The sequence below is a fragment of the Pantoea sp. RIT413 genome (genome assembly GCF_003057675.2).
In the GTDB taxonomy this organism is placed as follows: Bacteria; Pseudomonadota; Gammaproteobacteria; order Enterobacterales; family Enterobacteriaceae; genus Pantoea; species Pantoea eucrina.
The window spans coordinates 1-12,962 of sequence record NZ_QBJB02000020.1 but is presented as its reverse complement, the minus strand read 5'-3'; the positions used below and the strand labels follow the sequence as shown (position 1 = coordinate 12,962).

Sequence of the window (12,962 nt, the reverse complement as noted above, 5' to 3'; positions counted from 1 at the left end):
CTTAGGACGCTATGTTATGAATACTGCACCGCACCTGATGCTGGCTTATCAGCAGATCCTCACCCTCAGCCACGGTATGCTGCGCCACGCCAGCCGCGGCGAGTGGGACGATTTAATTACTCACGAAATGGATTACGTCAGTGCGGTGGAGCGTCTGGCGCAGAGTACGGAAACTACGCCGCCGTCAGGCCACCTACAGGAGCAGCTGCGTCCGGTATTGCGTCATATTCTGGATAATGAGAGCGAAGTCAAACGCCTGCTGCAGGCGCGGATGGATGAGCTGACGCGGCTGGTCAGCCAGTCCTCAGTACAGAAGTCGGTGATGCGCGCTTACGGTCAGCAGGGTGACGTCTGGCTGCCGCAGGCCTGAATACCTGCCCTCTCCCGCCGGGAGAGGGTCTCTTACTGCATTACCGCGCGGTATGCGCCGCAACCGGTTTCATCAGCTCTGGCTCAATATCCTGAATCACCGCCTCATCGGGCCGCTGCACTACTTCCTCCAGCGCCTGCTGGCACTCCACGGTAGGCTGTTCCACTTTGCGCAGGCGCAGACCATCATACTGCAGCTCACCGTTTTCCAGCACCAGCGGCATCACGCGCGACTGGCGATTGACGTTGACCCAGTTGTCGCTCAGGCGGGTCAGCTTGCCCGGTTTGGCAATAACCCGCTGCCACTGGCGGCAATCGAGCGTATCGCCGTCGGCAGTGATAATCAGACTCCCCAGCGCCTGGCCGCTGATCAGCTTGCTCTGCGGCCCGACGGTCTGCCAGTTGCCCTGCAGCGCGGCCGGCGCCGGGGTTTTTACCGCATCGCTGTAGCTGTTAATCTGCGCACACCCGCTGAGCGCGACGGCGGCCAGCACGATCCACTTTTTCATTTTGATTCCCTGTCCTCGCGTTAATGGCGGCTACGGTATAATTTTTCTCAGGCGTAAGGCAAGCGATCTGCAGCAAAACCCGGCGCGCCTGACAACACGGCAGGTTGCAGTTACACTATGCGCCGAGTTAACGACCCGGAACCGAGCATGAAAACCCCTGAAGAGTACTATAGCCTGGCGCGCAGCCTGTTTTTCACCGCCCACCCCACCTTTCAGGCCGCGCTGGATGAGCTGAGCGAAAGCGACGCCCGCGCGGCGAATATGTCACTGCGTGAACTGCGAGACTGGCACGCCGAACGGATCTACGCGGCCTTTATCCGGCAGAAAAAACTGGATGGTATTCTGTTCTCTATTCAGCTCGCCGAGCCGGATAAAGCAGTGGCCGCAGAGGCGATTGAAGCCTATCTGAAGACGCACGCTGAGGCGCTGGGTATGACGTGGGAAGAGTTTTGTATAAAGAATGAGCTGTAACGCTGAGTTATAGCCGGCAAAGTTGTACAAGGCGAAAAATATAGTTGTACAAAGACCCGTTTTTGTATAAGTTACGCAGCATGACAACCGTCAAGGATTGTCCCTTAACGAATGGTGCGTTTGCGCCACCTCTGGAAGTGGTGCTGGTATTCCACTTCCAGAGGTTCATTTTTTCCCCGTCTTTTTCCAGCGCTTTTCCTCACTCCGCTGATGCGTACACTTTTTTCCGCCTGTGCCGCCCGCACCCCTTGCTACTGTTTTTATTTACAGTAATATGATGCCCTGACCTTATTTGATGGATGGTTCTGATGTTTGTAGAGCTGATTTATGACAAGCGTAATGTCGCTGGCCTGCCCGGCGCGCGCGAGATGATTCAGGCTGAGCTCGAAAAGCGGGTACAGCGCGTGTTTCCGGAGGCTGAAGTGCGGGTAAAACCGATGGAGCGCAACGGAATCGATACCGATTTAAGCAAAAACGATAAAGCGACCGTTGCGCGCATTGTCGAAGAGATGTTTGATGAGGCGGATATGTGGCTGGTGGCCGACTAGGCCACCCTGCCGTGTGCGGTTAGCTCTCCTGCTCAATATGGTTAACCGCAATCTCTAAATCCTGAATAGTCTGGTCAATATTCTCCAGCAGTTTACTCTGCTCATTGATCAGCTGCTCAAATCGCCCTGCATACTCTTTATCTTTGTACTCGCCGGCATCAAACGCCAGCCAGTGTGCAGAGAGCGTTTCAGTGTTGGTCTGCGCGTAGTGACGCATCTCTTTAAGCTGTGAGGTAACATCGCGCAGGTACTCAGGTTTGGTTTTAATCGCTTCTGAATCGCTCATGCTATTTTCCTTTTTGCTTGTTTTGCCCGTTAAAATAACGTCTGAGTGATTAAAGATAGTCGATAATAGCGAAGCCGCATTAAGAATAGTCGGAAGTGGGTTTCAGGCCGGGGCTGACATCCCTGTCAGTACAGATGGCTGCGCATCAGAGGTATTTGCGCGCCAGCGTCATCAGTTCCGCTTTGGCTGCCTCCCCCAGCTGGCTCACGCCGTGTTCAACAAACGTAAACGCCTGGACAAAATCTTTCACACCGGCCTCCAGCGCCGCTGCGGCCGGTGACGCACCCGCTGCCTGAGCAGGTGCTGCCACCTCTGCCGGCGCAGCATCAGCGCTGGCGGATGCCGTTGTCAGGGGATCGTCTGCCACAGGTTGTGCCGTTGCGTCAGCCGGTACGCTCTCCTCTGGTGTCGCGGTGGCCTCTGCGCTTGTCGCCACCTCTTCCGTTACCGCCGGGCTGGCCGGTGCCGTCTCGTTAGCAAAGTTCTCCAGCGGAGAAACATCGTGTGGATCCGCTGCTGCTGCCGGGTTAACGCTCTGTTGTTCGCTCATGGTACTCTCCTTCTTTCGGGTTAACGATCGCCGCTGCCGTAGCCATACCGCGATCTGACGGGTAATACTCATCACTGCCTCCCTGCCGCTAGCTGCTGCGTTTAGCCGGTCTGGCCTTTTCACGCACCACTATTCCGTCAATTTTTAGCTGCAGGTCTGCCAGCTGTTCTGTCAATTCGGCCACCCGCGCTTCGCGGCGGTCAGAGATTTGCCGGTACTCTTCCCGGATATTTTCGACGCGCTGGTTGGCTTCATTGCTGACGTAGATAAACATCGCGGTCATGGCAATGCATATCAGCGATAACAGCAGCATCATTCCCCCCAGCAGCAGCTGACGCCGGTGATTTCTGATCGTGAATTCACTGTTTATCTGCACCATCACGGTTCTCCTCAAGCGTGGTAATCAGTTGATTGATCTGACTGCGAAATTTATCGCTGTGATCGGTTTCAGTCGTTGCCAGCAAAATGCCTAGCGCATTTTTTATCAGGCGCAGATCGGTCTCCAGCGAAGAGATGCGGCGCAAATTGCGATCGTGGCGAATGCGCAACTCATCATTCTCCTGCCGCATCAGCGCATGACTCTCTTTCAGTAACATCACCTGCTCTTTGTAACTGGTGATAATCTCCCCGCCTGCACGATTGCTGGTTACGATGGTTGCAATGCCGGCCAGTAATGGTTTCCAGAACACCGCTGCTGCACCACCGCCGAGAAGCAGTGCGCCAACGCTGGTGATGAGACTACTCTCCATGCCTTACCTCTCAGTACTGGCAAGGGCTCCGCCCGGAATACACTGACCTCCCCTTGCCAGTCATACGATCAGTGTATTTTAAGTTTACTTTAATCATTTAATTTAAGTATACTTAAGTAAACCTTTCAGGAGTTGTCAAGATGCAAAATCAGGAAACGCCAGGCCAGCGCATTCGCGAACGCCGTAAAATGCTGAAACTGACCCAGCAGCAGCTGGCGGCAGACGTCGGCGTCTCGCACGTGGCTATTTCACAATGGGAAAAAAATGAGACGCTGCCGCGCGGCGAACATCTGCTCCGGCTGGCAGAGCTGCTGCAGTGCCCGGCGGCATGGCTGTTTGATGGTGAGGGGGAACCCTTTGCGGTCGTCAGCAGCCACAGCAGCGTGCGGGCTGTGCCGCTGCTGACACTGCAGCAGGTTACCGGCTGGCTGGATGAAACCCGCCTGCAGCTGCAGCGGGAAGCCGATCGCTTTCTCTACTGTGACAGTGCGGTAAGCGACAGCGCCGTCGCCGTTCAGCTGGACGATCGTTCCATGCAGCCAGCTTTTCTGCCCGGCGATCTGCTGATATTCGAACCACAGCGCTCTGCAGCGCCCGGTGAGGTGGTGCTGGCGCTGTATGCCGGGCAGGCGCTGGTCAGAACGCTGCGCGTGCGTTCCCCTTCGCAGAATGAAGAGCATTTTTTATTGCGCCCGGTGAATGAAGATTATCCCGTACTCAGCACGGACAAACATGAGGTGCAGATTATCGGCGTACTGGCTGAAATGCGCCGGCACTATCACGCTGGCGGCCAGTAAAACCCCGCACCGGCCCGCTACAGCGTATCGGTCAGGCGATCGATAACGATGCGGCCGGATGCATCCATCTGGGTAATACGGTAGTTCACGTTCCATGAGCGGCGGGTGTTGAATTTGTCGCTCAGCACGACGCTCCCTTTTGCCCTGCCCTGGCTGTCTGTGATCTGCCAGCGGGTAATGGCTTCCCGATCGCCCCGGGCTGCCTGTTTATCCTGCTCAACAAGACGATCTTCTGCTTCCAGTTTCAGGTAATCACGTAACATTTTATTCCTCCGGCTAAAGCGGCTTAAGATACGCTTTTTGTTAATCCATTCAATCGAAAATATTTATCGTTGATGCAGATTCATTTCGACCGATTGATAAATTGAATTGACCCCCTGTTTTGCCGCTACGCTTATCAGATAAATCGGTAAATATTATGCTGATTTAGCCTCTGTGCGCTGGACATCCCGGCCCGTTCGACGGTTAATGTAAGAGCTTAAATAACGTTCCGGCAGGACAATTGCATGCTGACCACTATTCTTTACCGCAGCCATCTCGATGAACACGTTCCCGTCAGAGTTCTTGAAGATATCGTGGCCCGCGCAAACACCAAAAATGCGCTGTCGGACATCACCGGCATTCTGTTATTCGACGGCCGGCATTTCTTTCAGCTTCTGGAAGGACCCGATCGCGCTGTCAGGCATATCTATGATCGTATTCGCCAGGATGCCCGTCATCATAATCTGGTCGAGCTGATGCATGATTTCGCGCCGGCGCGCCGCTTTGGTAATACCGGTATGGAGCTGTTCGATCTGCGTCAGCATGAGAGAAGCCGCGTGCTGCAGGCCGTACTCGATAAAGGCACCTCGCGTCACCAGCTGACCTACGACGATCGTGCGCTGCAGTTTTTACGCACCTTTGTAGAGGCGCGTGAAAAAGAGAACTATTTTGAAATCCCGCCGGCGAACACGTGGGAGTTTGTCGCGGATGAGTCGACGCTGTGTGAGCTGAACGATTTTCAGCACTCGATTCAGGATTGCCGCTTTGCTTTCCAGCCTATTGTCGATCCCTTTTCACGCCGTATTGCTGCCTATGAAGCGCTGATCCGCACGCCTACCGGCGGTGCGCCGGAAGAGTATTTTGCTGCTTTCGGCGGTGATGCTATTTACCGGGCAGATATTCAGTCAAAAAGCCTGGCCTTCAATCTCGCCAGCAAACTCGGCCTGGGACAGCATACGCTCACCATCAATCTGCTGCCGATGTCGCTGGTCACCGTGCCTGATGCCGTAGATTTTCTGCTCGCAGAGATCCACGCCAGCGGCCTTATTCCTGAACAGATCGTGGTTGAAGTCACGGAGAATGAAATTATTTCGCGCGCTGATGCGTTCACGGCAGAAGTGCGGAAGTTAAAAGCTGCCGGTATCAGTCTGGCACTGGATGATTTCGGTGCCGGCTTTGCCGGCCTCTCCCTGCTGGCAAAGTTTCAGCCTGATAAAATAAAAATCGATCGTGAAATTATCTGCGACGTCCATAAAAGCGGACCAAAGCAGGCAATCGTCCACGCGATTATTAAATGCTGCGCCTCACTGGAAATTGCCGTGGTTGCCGAGGGCGTGGAAAAAGCGGAAGAGTGGATGTGGCTTGAGGCAGCCGGTATTAATCAGTTCCAGGGCTACCTGTTTGCGCGACCGGCGCTGAATGGATTCCCGTCAATTGCGTGGCCTGAAATCAGATAGCCTCAGTCTGAAGTGCATCTCTGGCAACAATTCACTGCGCCTGCAGCTGCTTTGCAGGCGCATCAAGCGGCTCGCTCAGAATGACATATTTCATCATTTCAAAGGTGCGCTGCGTCATCGGCACCGCGCTGCAGGGACGAAACCAGCCAAACTGCCGCTGATAGAACCATACCTCCGGATAGCGCTCGCCATCTTTCACCCAGTAATATCCATCTTTCATAAGCCTGCTCGCCTCTGTTGCAGAACTGACATTCACTGCCGCCGTTCGCGACATCGTTAAGTGTAGCAGCTGTCACTCCGGACGGGATATATTGATACTCTGCTCGTCGTCCTGCCAGCTATCTGCAAAATAGATTTAATTTTAAAGCGCAGAGGATAATCTGCTGCGGTAATAGGCTGTTATAAATTACCTTCAACCCTGCAACGTTTTATTCCTGCAGTTCTTCGTAAATTATTACGCTGTTAATTATTTATCTTCATCGCTTATTTACTGGTTCAGCGCCCTGCTCAGGCTGAGCCCGCACGATAACAATACGTCTGAGATAGCGTCACGCCTGACCCCCTAACTTATACAGATGCCTTCTATCTGTATAAGTTAGATTTTGACATTTCATGTGGTCGGATGAGATTCTGCATTTTTACTTTAACCCCATCTGTTTTCAGGAATCCCGAATTTGTTCTGCCCGTCATGAGCTTACTCTGCTCAGACCTTTCTCTTTTGTATAAAAATAAGACGAAAGGCAATACATTTTTGCTGAGAGAAGCAGGATGCCAGACGCTTCTATACAGCCAGTGCAAACCTGTACAACTTTGAAAAACTGTACAACTTAGCCTGACTTTGTGTAAAGTGTGAAATCGATTTCGGCCGCTAAATTCAGGTCTGCCAGATAACGTTCGCGCTGTTCTGGTGCTGCGTTGCCGTTAATCGGGCAGCCTGTACAGAGTGGCGGTAAAAGCCGGATGACAGGTTTCTGCTGTGCCGTGCCTGATAAATGAAATTCAGATTCATAATGAACAGGAGCCCGGTTTCGATTAATGCAGATACGTATGTTGCGCAGAGGCAGAGGATATTCGGCGCCTCAAAAGGTAAGTTGTAAAATAAGCGAAGCGGTAAACAAGATTGATTATCGACTTTACCTGATACATCATTTTGCGGAAATTTAAGAAGGCGTGCCTTCATTCATTTCTGGAGAGCACTAATGGAAACGGGTTTTTACTGGGTGGGTAGCAGAACAACTGAGCCAGAAGTATGGTTCTGGGATGCGGGGCGCGGCTTTTACCGGCCGATGGAGCCGATACCTCTCTCTCTGGCGCGCTTTAAATCCGCGGGCTTTGTTCTTCTCAGCGAGAAACTGACGCCTCCTGAAGAGCGCTGACGGCACATTTTTCTGTGCAGAACGGCGCGCAATGCTGTTAAGCGCAGCGCAGCTGGACTATATTCCTCGCAGGAGGATAAGACGATGCAGGAAGGCTATTACTGGGTGGAGTCAGCCACAACGGAACCGGAAGTGTGGTATTACGCGGGAGAGCATAAACGGCAATGGTTTGGGCCAGGCAAAAATGAGCCGCTCGATGCTGATGCATTTGCCAGTTCAGGTTATCGGGTTATCAGTAACCGGCTCTCGCTGACCTGAACGCTCTGAGCATAACCAGACGGCTGCTCAGCGCCATAAAAAAGCCAGCACCCGGTCTGGCTTTTTTATGGCCGCGCAAAAGCAGCCCTATAACGCTTCCCCCTCTGCTGTATACCTTTTGTTCTGCTGCTCTATTAATTTCACTGCGCCCCTGCTCCCTGGCGAAACCTGTGCCAGGCTTAACGGGTCGATTGACTTCAAGGAGAGTGACATGAACAAAACTACATGGGCTGCTGTAATGCTGTGTCTGAGCTTTGGCGCTTACGCTGAAAAAGGGGGATTTGAAGCGGGTGAAACGCCACCGCCGCAGCATAAAGAAGATGCAGGCTATAAAGGATCGGAAGATACCGGTCAGACGCGCGTGTCGCTGATCCGCGATTTCCGTCAGGGCGGGTATGTAACGCTTGAAGGTTACATTATCAAAAAAGTGGGCGATCACAGCTATCAGTTCCGCGACAGCTCAGGCACCGTACGTATCGATGCTCCTGCTGAAACCTTCAAAGGTAAAACCTATGACGCCACGGACAAAATCCGCGTCAGCGGTAAAGTTTATGGCAAAGGCGACAGCGCGCACCTGAAAGTCGCCCGCATTGATGAACCCTGATACCAGGCTGAAAAGTAACTGCCGATCGTCGCGATCGGCAGTGTTTTATCAGGCGCTGATTTGCCGGTAATACTGTACTGCGGTGTTTTTTCTGCTCTTGACCCGGTAACGCGCGTGGTTGATCACCGTGATCCACGAAGGATGAGCCGTATTGCGGCTGCAGCTATCGAGGATCGTCAGCAGCTCACCCCACATTTCGATTTGCACCATTTTATCAACGGCCATCTCCTCTTTCATCGCCTGAATAACTGCATCGACCTGATGTTTTACGTCGCTAAGATCTTCCCCTGTCTGGTGAGCGGCAGCAAGTTTACGGATTGCCAAAGCGTACACGTTGATACTGACCTGTTGTGAGTGCATGCGCACCTCTGTTGATTATTGGTCTGAGCATTAAAAGTAGCCTGACTTGCAGATTTCGCGCTGCGTTTAGCAAAATAAAATGGGCGCATAATCGTTGCCTGCTCCTGCCTGGTGACCAGCTCGTAAAATTTTTCTTTCAGCCCGGCTCGCGTGAAGGCTGCGCGTTTTGCTTCGCCCCCGGCTAACCTGCTGCTTATAAAGGAAATGATCGTTCTAAAAAATAGCGCAACTGTTTTGATGCATATCATCTACACGTACGACCACACAAAAGAGCGGCGAGATAGTTGTACAACTACAGAAATATTGTATAACTTTATTGCAACGCGGCGGTCATGCATGGCTGCCACTGTCAGACAATAACACAGACGATTTCCCCTTTTTTGTGAGGCTTAATATGAAACAACTTGCTACCCCGGAGTCTCAGCTCAGCGACTACTTTAAAACTACCGGTGAACAGTATCTGAGTGAACGCGTCATCATCTCTGAAATCCGGCTTGAGCTGACCACGCGCAAAATCCGCGTGACTAACAAAGATATCATTCTGGCACTGATCATGCGGCTTGAGGCGGAACAGGATATTGTGAAGCAGGATATCTACCGCAACGCGCTGGAGATTGTGATCCAGCGTACGCCCGAAGATATGGGCAACTGAAAGCCAGCGCAGGATAGATGAACAGGGACGTTATTTCGCGACCGGCAGATCGGCATAGCGCGTCGTGTAAAACGGAGACAGCATTTCCCGCTTCATCGCCCAGGATTTCGCGATCCCCTGCCCTGCAAACCACAGCTGCCCCCTGCCTTCCTGGTTTACCTTATCCATCACCTGCATCAGGGCTGCGCTATTTGCACGCGGCTGAAACTCATCAAACAGGTTGAGCTGCGCCACGCCCTGACTGAAAAAATCGCCCAGCATCACGCCCGCTTTCATATATCTCCGGCCATCCAGCCAGATACGATCCAGGGCGTCTGTCGCGACACGGATAATATCCCGGCTGTCGCTGGTCGGGATCGCCAGCCTGCCGAGCGCCTGATTGCCGTAAAATATCTCATCGCTGGCGTGCGGACTGGTACGGATAAACACCGCTACCTGCCGGCAGTACTGGCGCTCTGTTCTCAGCTTCTCTGCGGCCCGCACCGCAAAGTTGCAGACAGCCTCGCGCATATCGCGATAATCAGTGATGCGTGAGCCGAAAGAGCGCGAGCACACTATTTGCTGTTTGCCAGGCGCTAACGCTTCCAGCTCCAGACAGGATTCACCGCGCAGCTCCCTGACCGTACGCTCCAGCACCACGCTGAAGTGCCTGCGGATAACCCAGGGACTCTGGTCAGCCAGATCTTTAGCCGTCATCACGCCCATGGCGTTCAGCTTTTTACTGAGCCGGCCGCCTACGCCCCACACCTCCTCTACCGGCACCAGCGCCATAAGCTTGCGCTGTCGCTCTGCATCTGAAAGATCCACCACCCCGCCGGTTTTGGTCCACTTTTTGGCCGCATAGTTAGCCAGTTTTGCCAGCGTTTTAGTCTGGGCAATACCCACTCCGGTCAGCAGATGCATTTCCCGGTATATCCGCTGCTGGATCTCTCTGCCATACGCTTCCAGCGACTTATAACGTCCAAAACCGGTCAGGTCCATGAACGCTTCATCAATCGAGTAGATTTCAACGGCGGTTGCCATCTCCTCAAGCGTGGTCATGACCCGGTCACTCATATCGGCATAGAGCGCATAGTTCGAGCTGAACACCCGCACATTGTGCCGCGTCAGTTCATCTTTCATTTTAAAGTAGGGCGCGCCCATTTTGATGCCCAGCTTTCTGGCCTCAGCCGACCGGGCGATCACGCAACCATCGTTGTTACTCAGCACCACAACCGGCTCGCCTTTCAAATCTGGCCGGAATATCTTTTCACACGACGCATAGAACGCATTAACGTCCACCAGCGCAAACATTTACGGGCCTATCGTCTTGATGGCGTGTCTGACCACACCAAAAATCTCAAACTGATCGGCGTCCTCAATCACAATGATCGCGTGCGCCGCATTCATGGGCCTGAGATGCAGGAACGGGCGCAGCATAAGCTGCTTAACCGTAAATTCGCCACAGACCGAAGCGACTACCACATCACCGTGTCCGGCTTTGATTGAGCTGTCTACCACCAGCATATCGCCGTCGTTGATGCCCCCTTCAATCATTGAGTCACCGCTGACCTTAATGAAATATGTCGCGCTGGGATGCTGCACCAGCAGCCGGTTCAGGTCGATTCGCTGCTCAACGTAATCCTGAGCCGGTGAAGGAAAACCGCACGGAACGCGGCTGACGTAAAGCGGTAATTCAAGGATGGCGCGGATGTCCGCCGGGTGTAAAAGCTCCATATCCATGGTCTCAAAATGATTACTGTATATAAATACAGTAATAGCAGATCCCGTAAACGATCAAGCAAATACGCCTGATGTTTTTGTAAAGCCTGAGCGGATAAGACAAATTGAGTGAATTACAGGCGTTAATCGATGAATGTTCACGCAGCTGGCTATCTGGCGCGCAGGCAGAATCATAAAATAAGCGTAGTGCTGAAAAAATTATTAACGTATTCACAATTTGCATAATCGAATATTTTTTCCAGGCTTAACAGGTAACCCTGATGACTAAGGAGAAGATATGCCGGATCAATACAAACAGTGCATCGAAGCCTGCTACCTGTGTGCAGCCGCCTGTGATAACTGTGCCGCTTCATGCCTTGAAGAGGAACACCTGGAGATGATGCGCGAGTGCATCCGCATGGATATGCAGTGCGCGAATATCTGTCGTCTCGCGGCACAATTTATGACGCTGAAGAGCGAATTTGCACCCGCGCTCTGCCAGCTTTGTGCAGAGATCTGCCAGAAATGCGGCGATGAGTGCGGCCAGCATCAGCACGATCACTGCCAGGCATGCGCAAAAGCGTGTCATCACTGTGCAGAGCTGTGCCGTCAGATGGCCGCGTAATCGCAAAGCCTGAAAACCCGCTTACCGGCGGGTTTTGGGAACATGATATGAAAAACGTTATCTAAAGATGAGGTTAATTAATGCTATACTGAATATTTATAATGATAACAACAAAAGCAAGTAAAGCAGCAATATTACGGACCTCCACTTTCTATTTTCAGCAGTTCGACATAATATGTGCCTTTCCGATAAAATAATTTTTCTTTTGTCCTCTTTAAAATATTTGCATTTTATTGTATTTTATATTATGACGGGTAACTATTAGTTTAAGCGCCATGATGAAACCACTTTCATATTATGATAGCATTAGCACCCTCAACACTTATGCTCACTGGAACATATTTTGTTTGAGTTACTGCAAAAAAACCATAACTAAATTTAAAAATTATTTATATTTTTTCACTAATGCAGTAAATTACTCATACTCCCTTTACTCAGGCTTACTATTTATGCTGAAAAAAAATATCCTGTGCTGCATAATCAATGGCTTTTTTATAAAATTTCTTACATGCAGCTTCTGCTCCGACACTATTAAATTTTCGTTAACAACAAAAAATATTCATTTTATACCTGGCCATATGTATGCTGATTATAATATTATTCCCTTTCCGTCTTTATCATGATAAAAAACTTAACCGGTTCAAATACCAACCTTATAAAAGGCATTTTGAATGTTATATACCTTTAGCATAATAATATCATTTTTTATTTTCTATATTATCTGTCATTTAATAGGAAAATACACATCCCTATCTATAGAAGCTAACTATAACGCCAGGTTTAATAATATAGACGGCCTGCGTGGGATAGCCGCATTTCTTGTATTGACGCATCATTCAATACTGTCTTATCAAAATGCACAGACTGGTAAATGGTCTTTCCCAGGCTTAAATGACATTCATCCTTTATTGCTAACGTATTTTAAAAACTCAGGACCAATTGGAGTTATTTTATTTTTTATGATCACCGCATTTTTATTCACAGATAAAATAACAAGATCACACAGGCTAGATGTAGCCACATTTTACTGGCGGCGTTTTTTGAGGGTTGCACCCTTATATTACTTTAGCATTGTCGTCATACTAGTTGCATCATTATTTTTTACGCTAAACATGCCAATTGATGGAAAAGATGCGTTTAAAAAGTTCTTTGGATGGCTAGCTTTTTATTTTATACCGTACGAGGGATTTACGAAGGAATTCCCGTATAGCAGACTTAATGGCGGAGTTTTTTGGACATTAGCAATTGAATGGAAGTTTTATATACTACTGCCATTATTATCAGTATTTTTTATGAGAAAAAATATTTCTTATGCCTTTATTATTATTATTTTTACTATTGCATTAATGATGTCTAATGAAGGAATCATAAGCAAGATGGATTGTGCTA

The 12,962-nt window shown here is 50.7% G+C and carries 21 protein-coding genes; 11 read left to right on the top strand and 10 right to left on the bottom strand.

From position 1 onward, the window contains the following. Window positions 1-16 precede the first annotated feature (16 nt). Complete coding sequence (gene fliT / locus DBY66_RS16710) at window positions 17-370, top strand: flagella biosynthesis regulatory protein FliT (RefSeq protein ID WP_108569591.1); 354 nt, start codon at window positions 17-19, stop codon at window positions 368-370. 40 nt (window positions 371-410) lie between these two features. On the opposite strand, the gene yedD is transcribed toward fliT, so the two are convergent. Then, a complete protein-coding gene (gene yedD / locus DBY66_RS16705) occupies window positions 411-878 on the bottom strand; it encodes a lipoprotein YedD (RefSeq protein WP_108569590.1) in 468 nt (155 codons plus the stop codon). A gap of 147 nt (window positions 879-1,025) precedes the next feature. Here yedD and DBY66_RS16700 point away from each other — a divergent pair, with 147 nt between their 5' ends. Together DBY66_RS16700 and DBY66_RS16695 are read left to right on the top strand one after the other, a co-directional pair. After that, a complete protein-coding gene (locus DBY66_RS16700) occupies window positions 1,026-1,349 on the top strand; it encodes a DUF6388 family protein (protein ID WP_039385062.1) in 324 nt (107 codons plus the stop codon). A 308-nt stretch (window positions 1,350-1,657) separates the two neighbouring features. After that, a complete protein-coding gene (locus DBY66_RS16695; RefSeq protein ID WP_039385064.1) occupies window positions 1,658-1,897 on the top strand; it encodes a DinI-like family protein in 240 nt (79 codons plus the stop codon). 19 nt (window positions 1,898-1,916) lie between these two features. Here DBY66_RS16695 and DBY66_RS16690 read toward each other — a convergent pair whose 3' ends face one another. From DBY66_RS16690 to DBY66_RS16675, 4 genes are all read right to left on the bottom strand, one after another. Next, window positions 1,917-2,183 carry a hypothetical protein gene (locus DBY66_RS16690; protein WP_039385065.1) on the bottom strand — a complete coding sequence of 89 codons (267 nt, stop codon included), beginning with the start codon at window positions 2,181-2,183 and terminating at the stop codon, window positions 1,917-1,919. A gap of 145 nt (window positions 2,184-2,328) precedes the next feature. Continuing rightward, a complete protein-coding gene (locus DBY66_RS16685; RefSeq protein WP_108569589.1) occupies window positions 2,329-2,733 on the bottom strand; it encodes a hypothetical protein in 405 nt (134 codons plus the stop codon). An 88-nt stretch (window positions 2,734-2,821) separates the two neighbouring features. Beyond that, window positions 2,822-3,112, bottom strand: a complete 291-nt coding sequence (locus DBY66_RS16680) for a hypothetical protein (RefSeq protein ID WP_052246503.1) — start codon at window positions 3,110-3,112, stop codon at window positions 2,822-2,824. Further along, on the bottom strand, window positions 3,093-3,482 hold the full coding sequence (locus DBY66_RS16675; protein ID WP_039385067.1) for a hypothetical protein: 390 nt from the start codon (window positions 3,480-3,482) through the stop codon (window positions 3,093-3,095). Before DBY66_RS16675 ends, DBY66_RS16680 begins: the two co-directional genes overlap by 20 nt. Window positions 3,483-3,622: 140 nt before the next feature. Here DBY66_RS16675 and DBY66_RS16670 point away from each other — a divergent pair, with 140 nt between their 5' ends. Continuing rightward, entirely contained in the window at window positions 3,623-4,279 is a 657-nt protein-coding gene (locus DBY66_RS16670; RefSeq protein WP_108569588.1) for a helix-turn-helix domain-containing protein, read from the top strand. A 17-nt stretch (window positions 4,280-4,296) separates the two neighbouring features. On the opposite strand, the gene DBY66_RS16665 is transcribed toward DBY66_RS16670, so the two are convergent. Then, window positions 4,297-4,542 carry a hypothetical protein gene (locus tag DBY66_RS16665; protein ID WP_108569587.1) on the bottom strand — a complete coding sequence of 82 codons (246 nt, stop codon included), beginning with the start codon at window positions 4,540-4,542 and terminating at the stop codon, window positions 4,297-4,299. Window positions 4,543-4,785: 243 nt separating this feature from the next. Here DBY66_RS16665 and DBY66_RS16660 point away from each other — a divergent pair, with 243 nt between their 5' ends. Beyond that, window positions 4,786-5,997: a diguanylate phosphodiesterase gene (locus DBY66_RS16660; RefSeq protein ID WP_071667952.1), complete on the top strand. Its 1,212-nt coding sequence runs from the start codon at window positions 4,786-4,788 to the stop codon at window positions 5,995-5,997. 31 nt (window positions 5,998-6,028) lie between these two features. On the opposite strand, the gene DBY66_RS16655 is transcribed toward DBY66_RS16660, so the two are convergent. Next, window positions 6,029-6,217 (bottom strand): hypothetical protein, encoded by a 189-nt coding sequence (locus DBY66_RS16655; protein WP_039385080.1) that lies wholly within the window; start codon window positions 6,215-6,217, stop codon window positions 6,029-6,031. Between the two features lie 979 nt (window positions 6,218-7,196). Here DBY66_RS16655 and DBY66_RS17875 point away from each other — a divergent pair. The 3 genes from DBY66_RS17875 (at window position 7,197) to DBY66_RS16645 (ending at window position 8,235) form a co-directional block, all read left to right on the top strand. Beyond that, window positions 7,197-7,373: a hypothetical protein gene (locus DBY66_RS17875; RefSeq protein WP_158086436.1), complete on the top strand. Its 177-nt coding sequence runs from the start codon at window positions 7,197-7,199 to the stop codon at window positions 7,371-7,373. A gap of 84 nt (window positions 7,374-7,457) precedes the next feature. Next, window positions 7,458-7,631, top strand: coding sequence for a hypothetical protein (locus DBY66_RS17870; RefSeq protein ID WP_158086435.1), 174 nt, complete (start codon window positions 7,458-7,460; stop codon window positions 7,629-7,631). Between the two features lie 211 nt (window positions 7,632-7,842). Further along, the gene (locus DBY66_RS16645; RefSeq protein WP_094111339.1) at window positions 7,843-8,235 is read left to right on the top strand and encodes a NirD/YgiW/YdeI family stress tolerance protein; all 393 of its coding nucleotides are present in this window, start codon (window positions 7,843-7,845) and stop codon (window positions 8,233-8,235) included. 48 nt (window positions 8,236-8,283) lie between these two features. On the opposite strand, the gene DBY66_RS16640 is transcribed toward DBY66_RS16645, so the two are convergent. After that, window positions 8,284-8,595 carry a hypothetical protein gene (locus DBY66_RS16640; RefSeq protein WP_039385086.1) on the bottom strand — a complete coding sequence of 104 codons (312 nt, stop codon included), beginning with the start codon at window positions 8,593-8,595 and terminating at the stop codon, window positions 8,284-8,286. Window positions 8,596-8,989: 394 nt separating this feature from the next. Here DBY66_RS16640 and DBY66_RS16635 point away from each other — a divergent pair, with 394 nt between their 5' ends. Beyond that, window positions 8,990-9,247 (top strand): biofilm development regulator YmgB/AriR family protein, encoded by a 258-nt coding sequence (locus DBY66_RS16635; RefSeq protein ID WP_065649031.1) that lies wholly within the window; start codon window positions 8,990-8,992, stop codon window positions 9,245-9,247. A 30-nt stretch (window positions 9,248-9,277) separates the two neighbouring features. On the opposite strand, the gene umuC is transcribed toward DBY66_RS16635, so the two are convergent. Together umuC and umuD are read right to left on the bottom strand one after the other, a co-directional pair. After that, complete coding sequence (gene umuC, locus DBY66_RS16630) at window positions 9,278-10,540, bottom strand: translesion error-prone DNA polymerase V subunit UmuC (protein ID WP_108569585.1); 1,263 nt, start codon at window positions 10,538-10,540, stop codon at window positions 9,278-9,280. Beyond that, window positions 10,541-10,963 carry a translesion error-prone DNA polymerase V autoproteolytic subunit gene (umuD, locus tag DBY66_RS16625; RefSeq protein ID WP_071668089.1) on the bottom strand — a complete coding sequence of 141 codons (423 nt, stop codon included), beginning with the start codon at window positions 10,961-10,963 and terminating at the stop codon, window positions 10,541-10,543. Between the two features lie 283 nt (window positions 10,964-11,246). Here umuD and DBY66_RS16620 point away from each other — a divergent pair, with 283 nt between their 5' ends. Together DBY66_RS16620 and DBY66_RS16615 are read left to right on the top strand one after the other, a co-directional pair. Continuing rightward, window positions 11,247-11,573 carry a four-helix bundle copper-binding protein gene (locus DBY66_RS16620; RefSeq protein WP_108569584.1) on the top strand — a complete coding sequence of 109 codons (327 nt, stop codon included), beginning with the start codon at window positions 11,247-11,249 and terminating at the stop codon, window positions 11,571-11,573. Between the two features lie 671 nt (window positions 11,574-12,244). Then, on the top strand, window positions 12,245-12,962 hold a 718-nt coding region (locus DBY66_RS16615), incomplete at its 3' end, for an acyltransferase (RefSeq protein ID WP_146745188.1).

Coding starts and splice junctions, on each gene's coding strand:
- DBY66_RS17870 (WP_158086435.1), top strand. CDS start 7,458: ATGCAGGAAGGCTATTACTGGGTGGAGTCAGCCACAACGGAACCGGAA.
- DBY66_RS17875 (WP_158086436.1), top strand. CDS start 7,197: ATGGAAACGGGTTTTTACTGGGTGGGTAGCAGAACAACTGAGCCAGAA.
- DBY66_RS16695 (WP_039385064.1), top strand. CDS start 1,658: ATGTTTGTAGAGCTGATTTATGACAAGCGTAATGTCGCTGGCCTGCCC.
- DBY66_RS16660 (WP_071667952.1), top strand. CDS start 4,786: ATGCTGACCACTATTCTTTACCGCAGCCATCTCGATGAACACGTTCCC.
- DBY66_RS16645 (WP_094111339.1), top strand. CDS start 7,843: ATGAACAAAACTACATGGGCTGCTGTAATGCTGTGTCTGAGCTTTGGC.
- DBY66_RS16620 (WP_108569584.1), top strand. CDS start 11,247: ATGCCGGATCAATACAAACAGTGCATCGAAGCCTGCTACCTGTGTGCA.
- DBY66_RS16675 (WP_039385067.1), bottom strand. CDS start 3,482: ATGGAGAGTAGTCTCATCACCAGCGTTGGCGCACTGCTTCTCGGCGGT.
- DBY66_RS16680 (WP_052246503.1), bottom strand. CDS start 3,112: ATGGTGCAGATAAACAGTGAATTCACGATCAGAAATCACCGGCGTCAG.
- umuC (WP_108569585.1), bottom strand. CDS start 10,540: ATGTTTGCGCTGGTGGACGTTAATGCGTTCTATGCGTCGTGTGAAAAG.
- DBY66_RS16655 (WP_039385080.1), bottom strand. CDS start 6,217: ATGAAAGATGGATATTACTGGGTGAAAGATGGCGAGCGCTATCCGGAG.
- DBY66_RS16700 (WP_039385062.1), top strand. CDS start 1,026: ATGAAAACCCCTGAAGAGTACTATAGCCTGGCGCGCAGCCTGTTTTTC.
- DBY66_RS16670 (WP_108569588.1), top strand. CDS start 3,623: ATGCAAAATCAGGAAACGCCAGGCCAGCGCATTCGCGAACGCCGTAAA.
- DBY66_RS16665 (WP_108569587.1), bottom strand. CDS start 4,542: ATGTTACGTGATTACCTGAAACTGGAAGCAGAAGATCGTCTTGTTGAG.
- fliT (WP_108569591.1), top strand. CDS start 17: ATGAATACTGCACCGCACCTGATGCTGGCTTATCAGCAGATCCTCACC.
- DBY66_RS16635 (WP_065649031.1), top strand. CDS start 8,990: ATGAAACAACTTGCTACCCCGGAGTCTCAGCTCAGCGACTACTTTAAA.
- DBY66_RS16640 (WP_039385086.1), bottom strand. CDS start 8,595: ATGCACTCACAACAGGTCAGTATCAACGTGTACGCTTTGGCAATCCGT.
- DBY66_RS16685 (WP_108569589.1), bottom strand. CDS start 2,733: ATGAGCGAACAACAGAGCGTTAACCCGGCAGCAGCAGCGGATCCACAC.
- DBY66_RS16690 (WP_039385065.1), bottom strand. CDS start 2,183: ATGAGCGATTCAGAAGCGATTAAAACCAAACCTGAGTACCTGCGCGAT.
- umuD (WP_071668089.1), bottom strand. CDS start 10,963: ATGGAGCTTTTACACCCGGCGGACATCCGCGCCATCCTTGAATTACCG.
- yedD (WP_108569590.1), bottom strand. CDS start 878: ATGAAAAAGTGGATCGTGCTGGCCGCCGTCGCGCTCAGCGGGTGTGCG.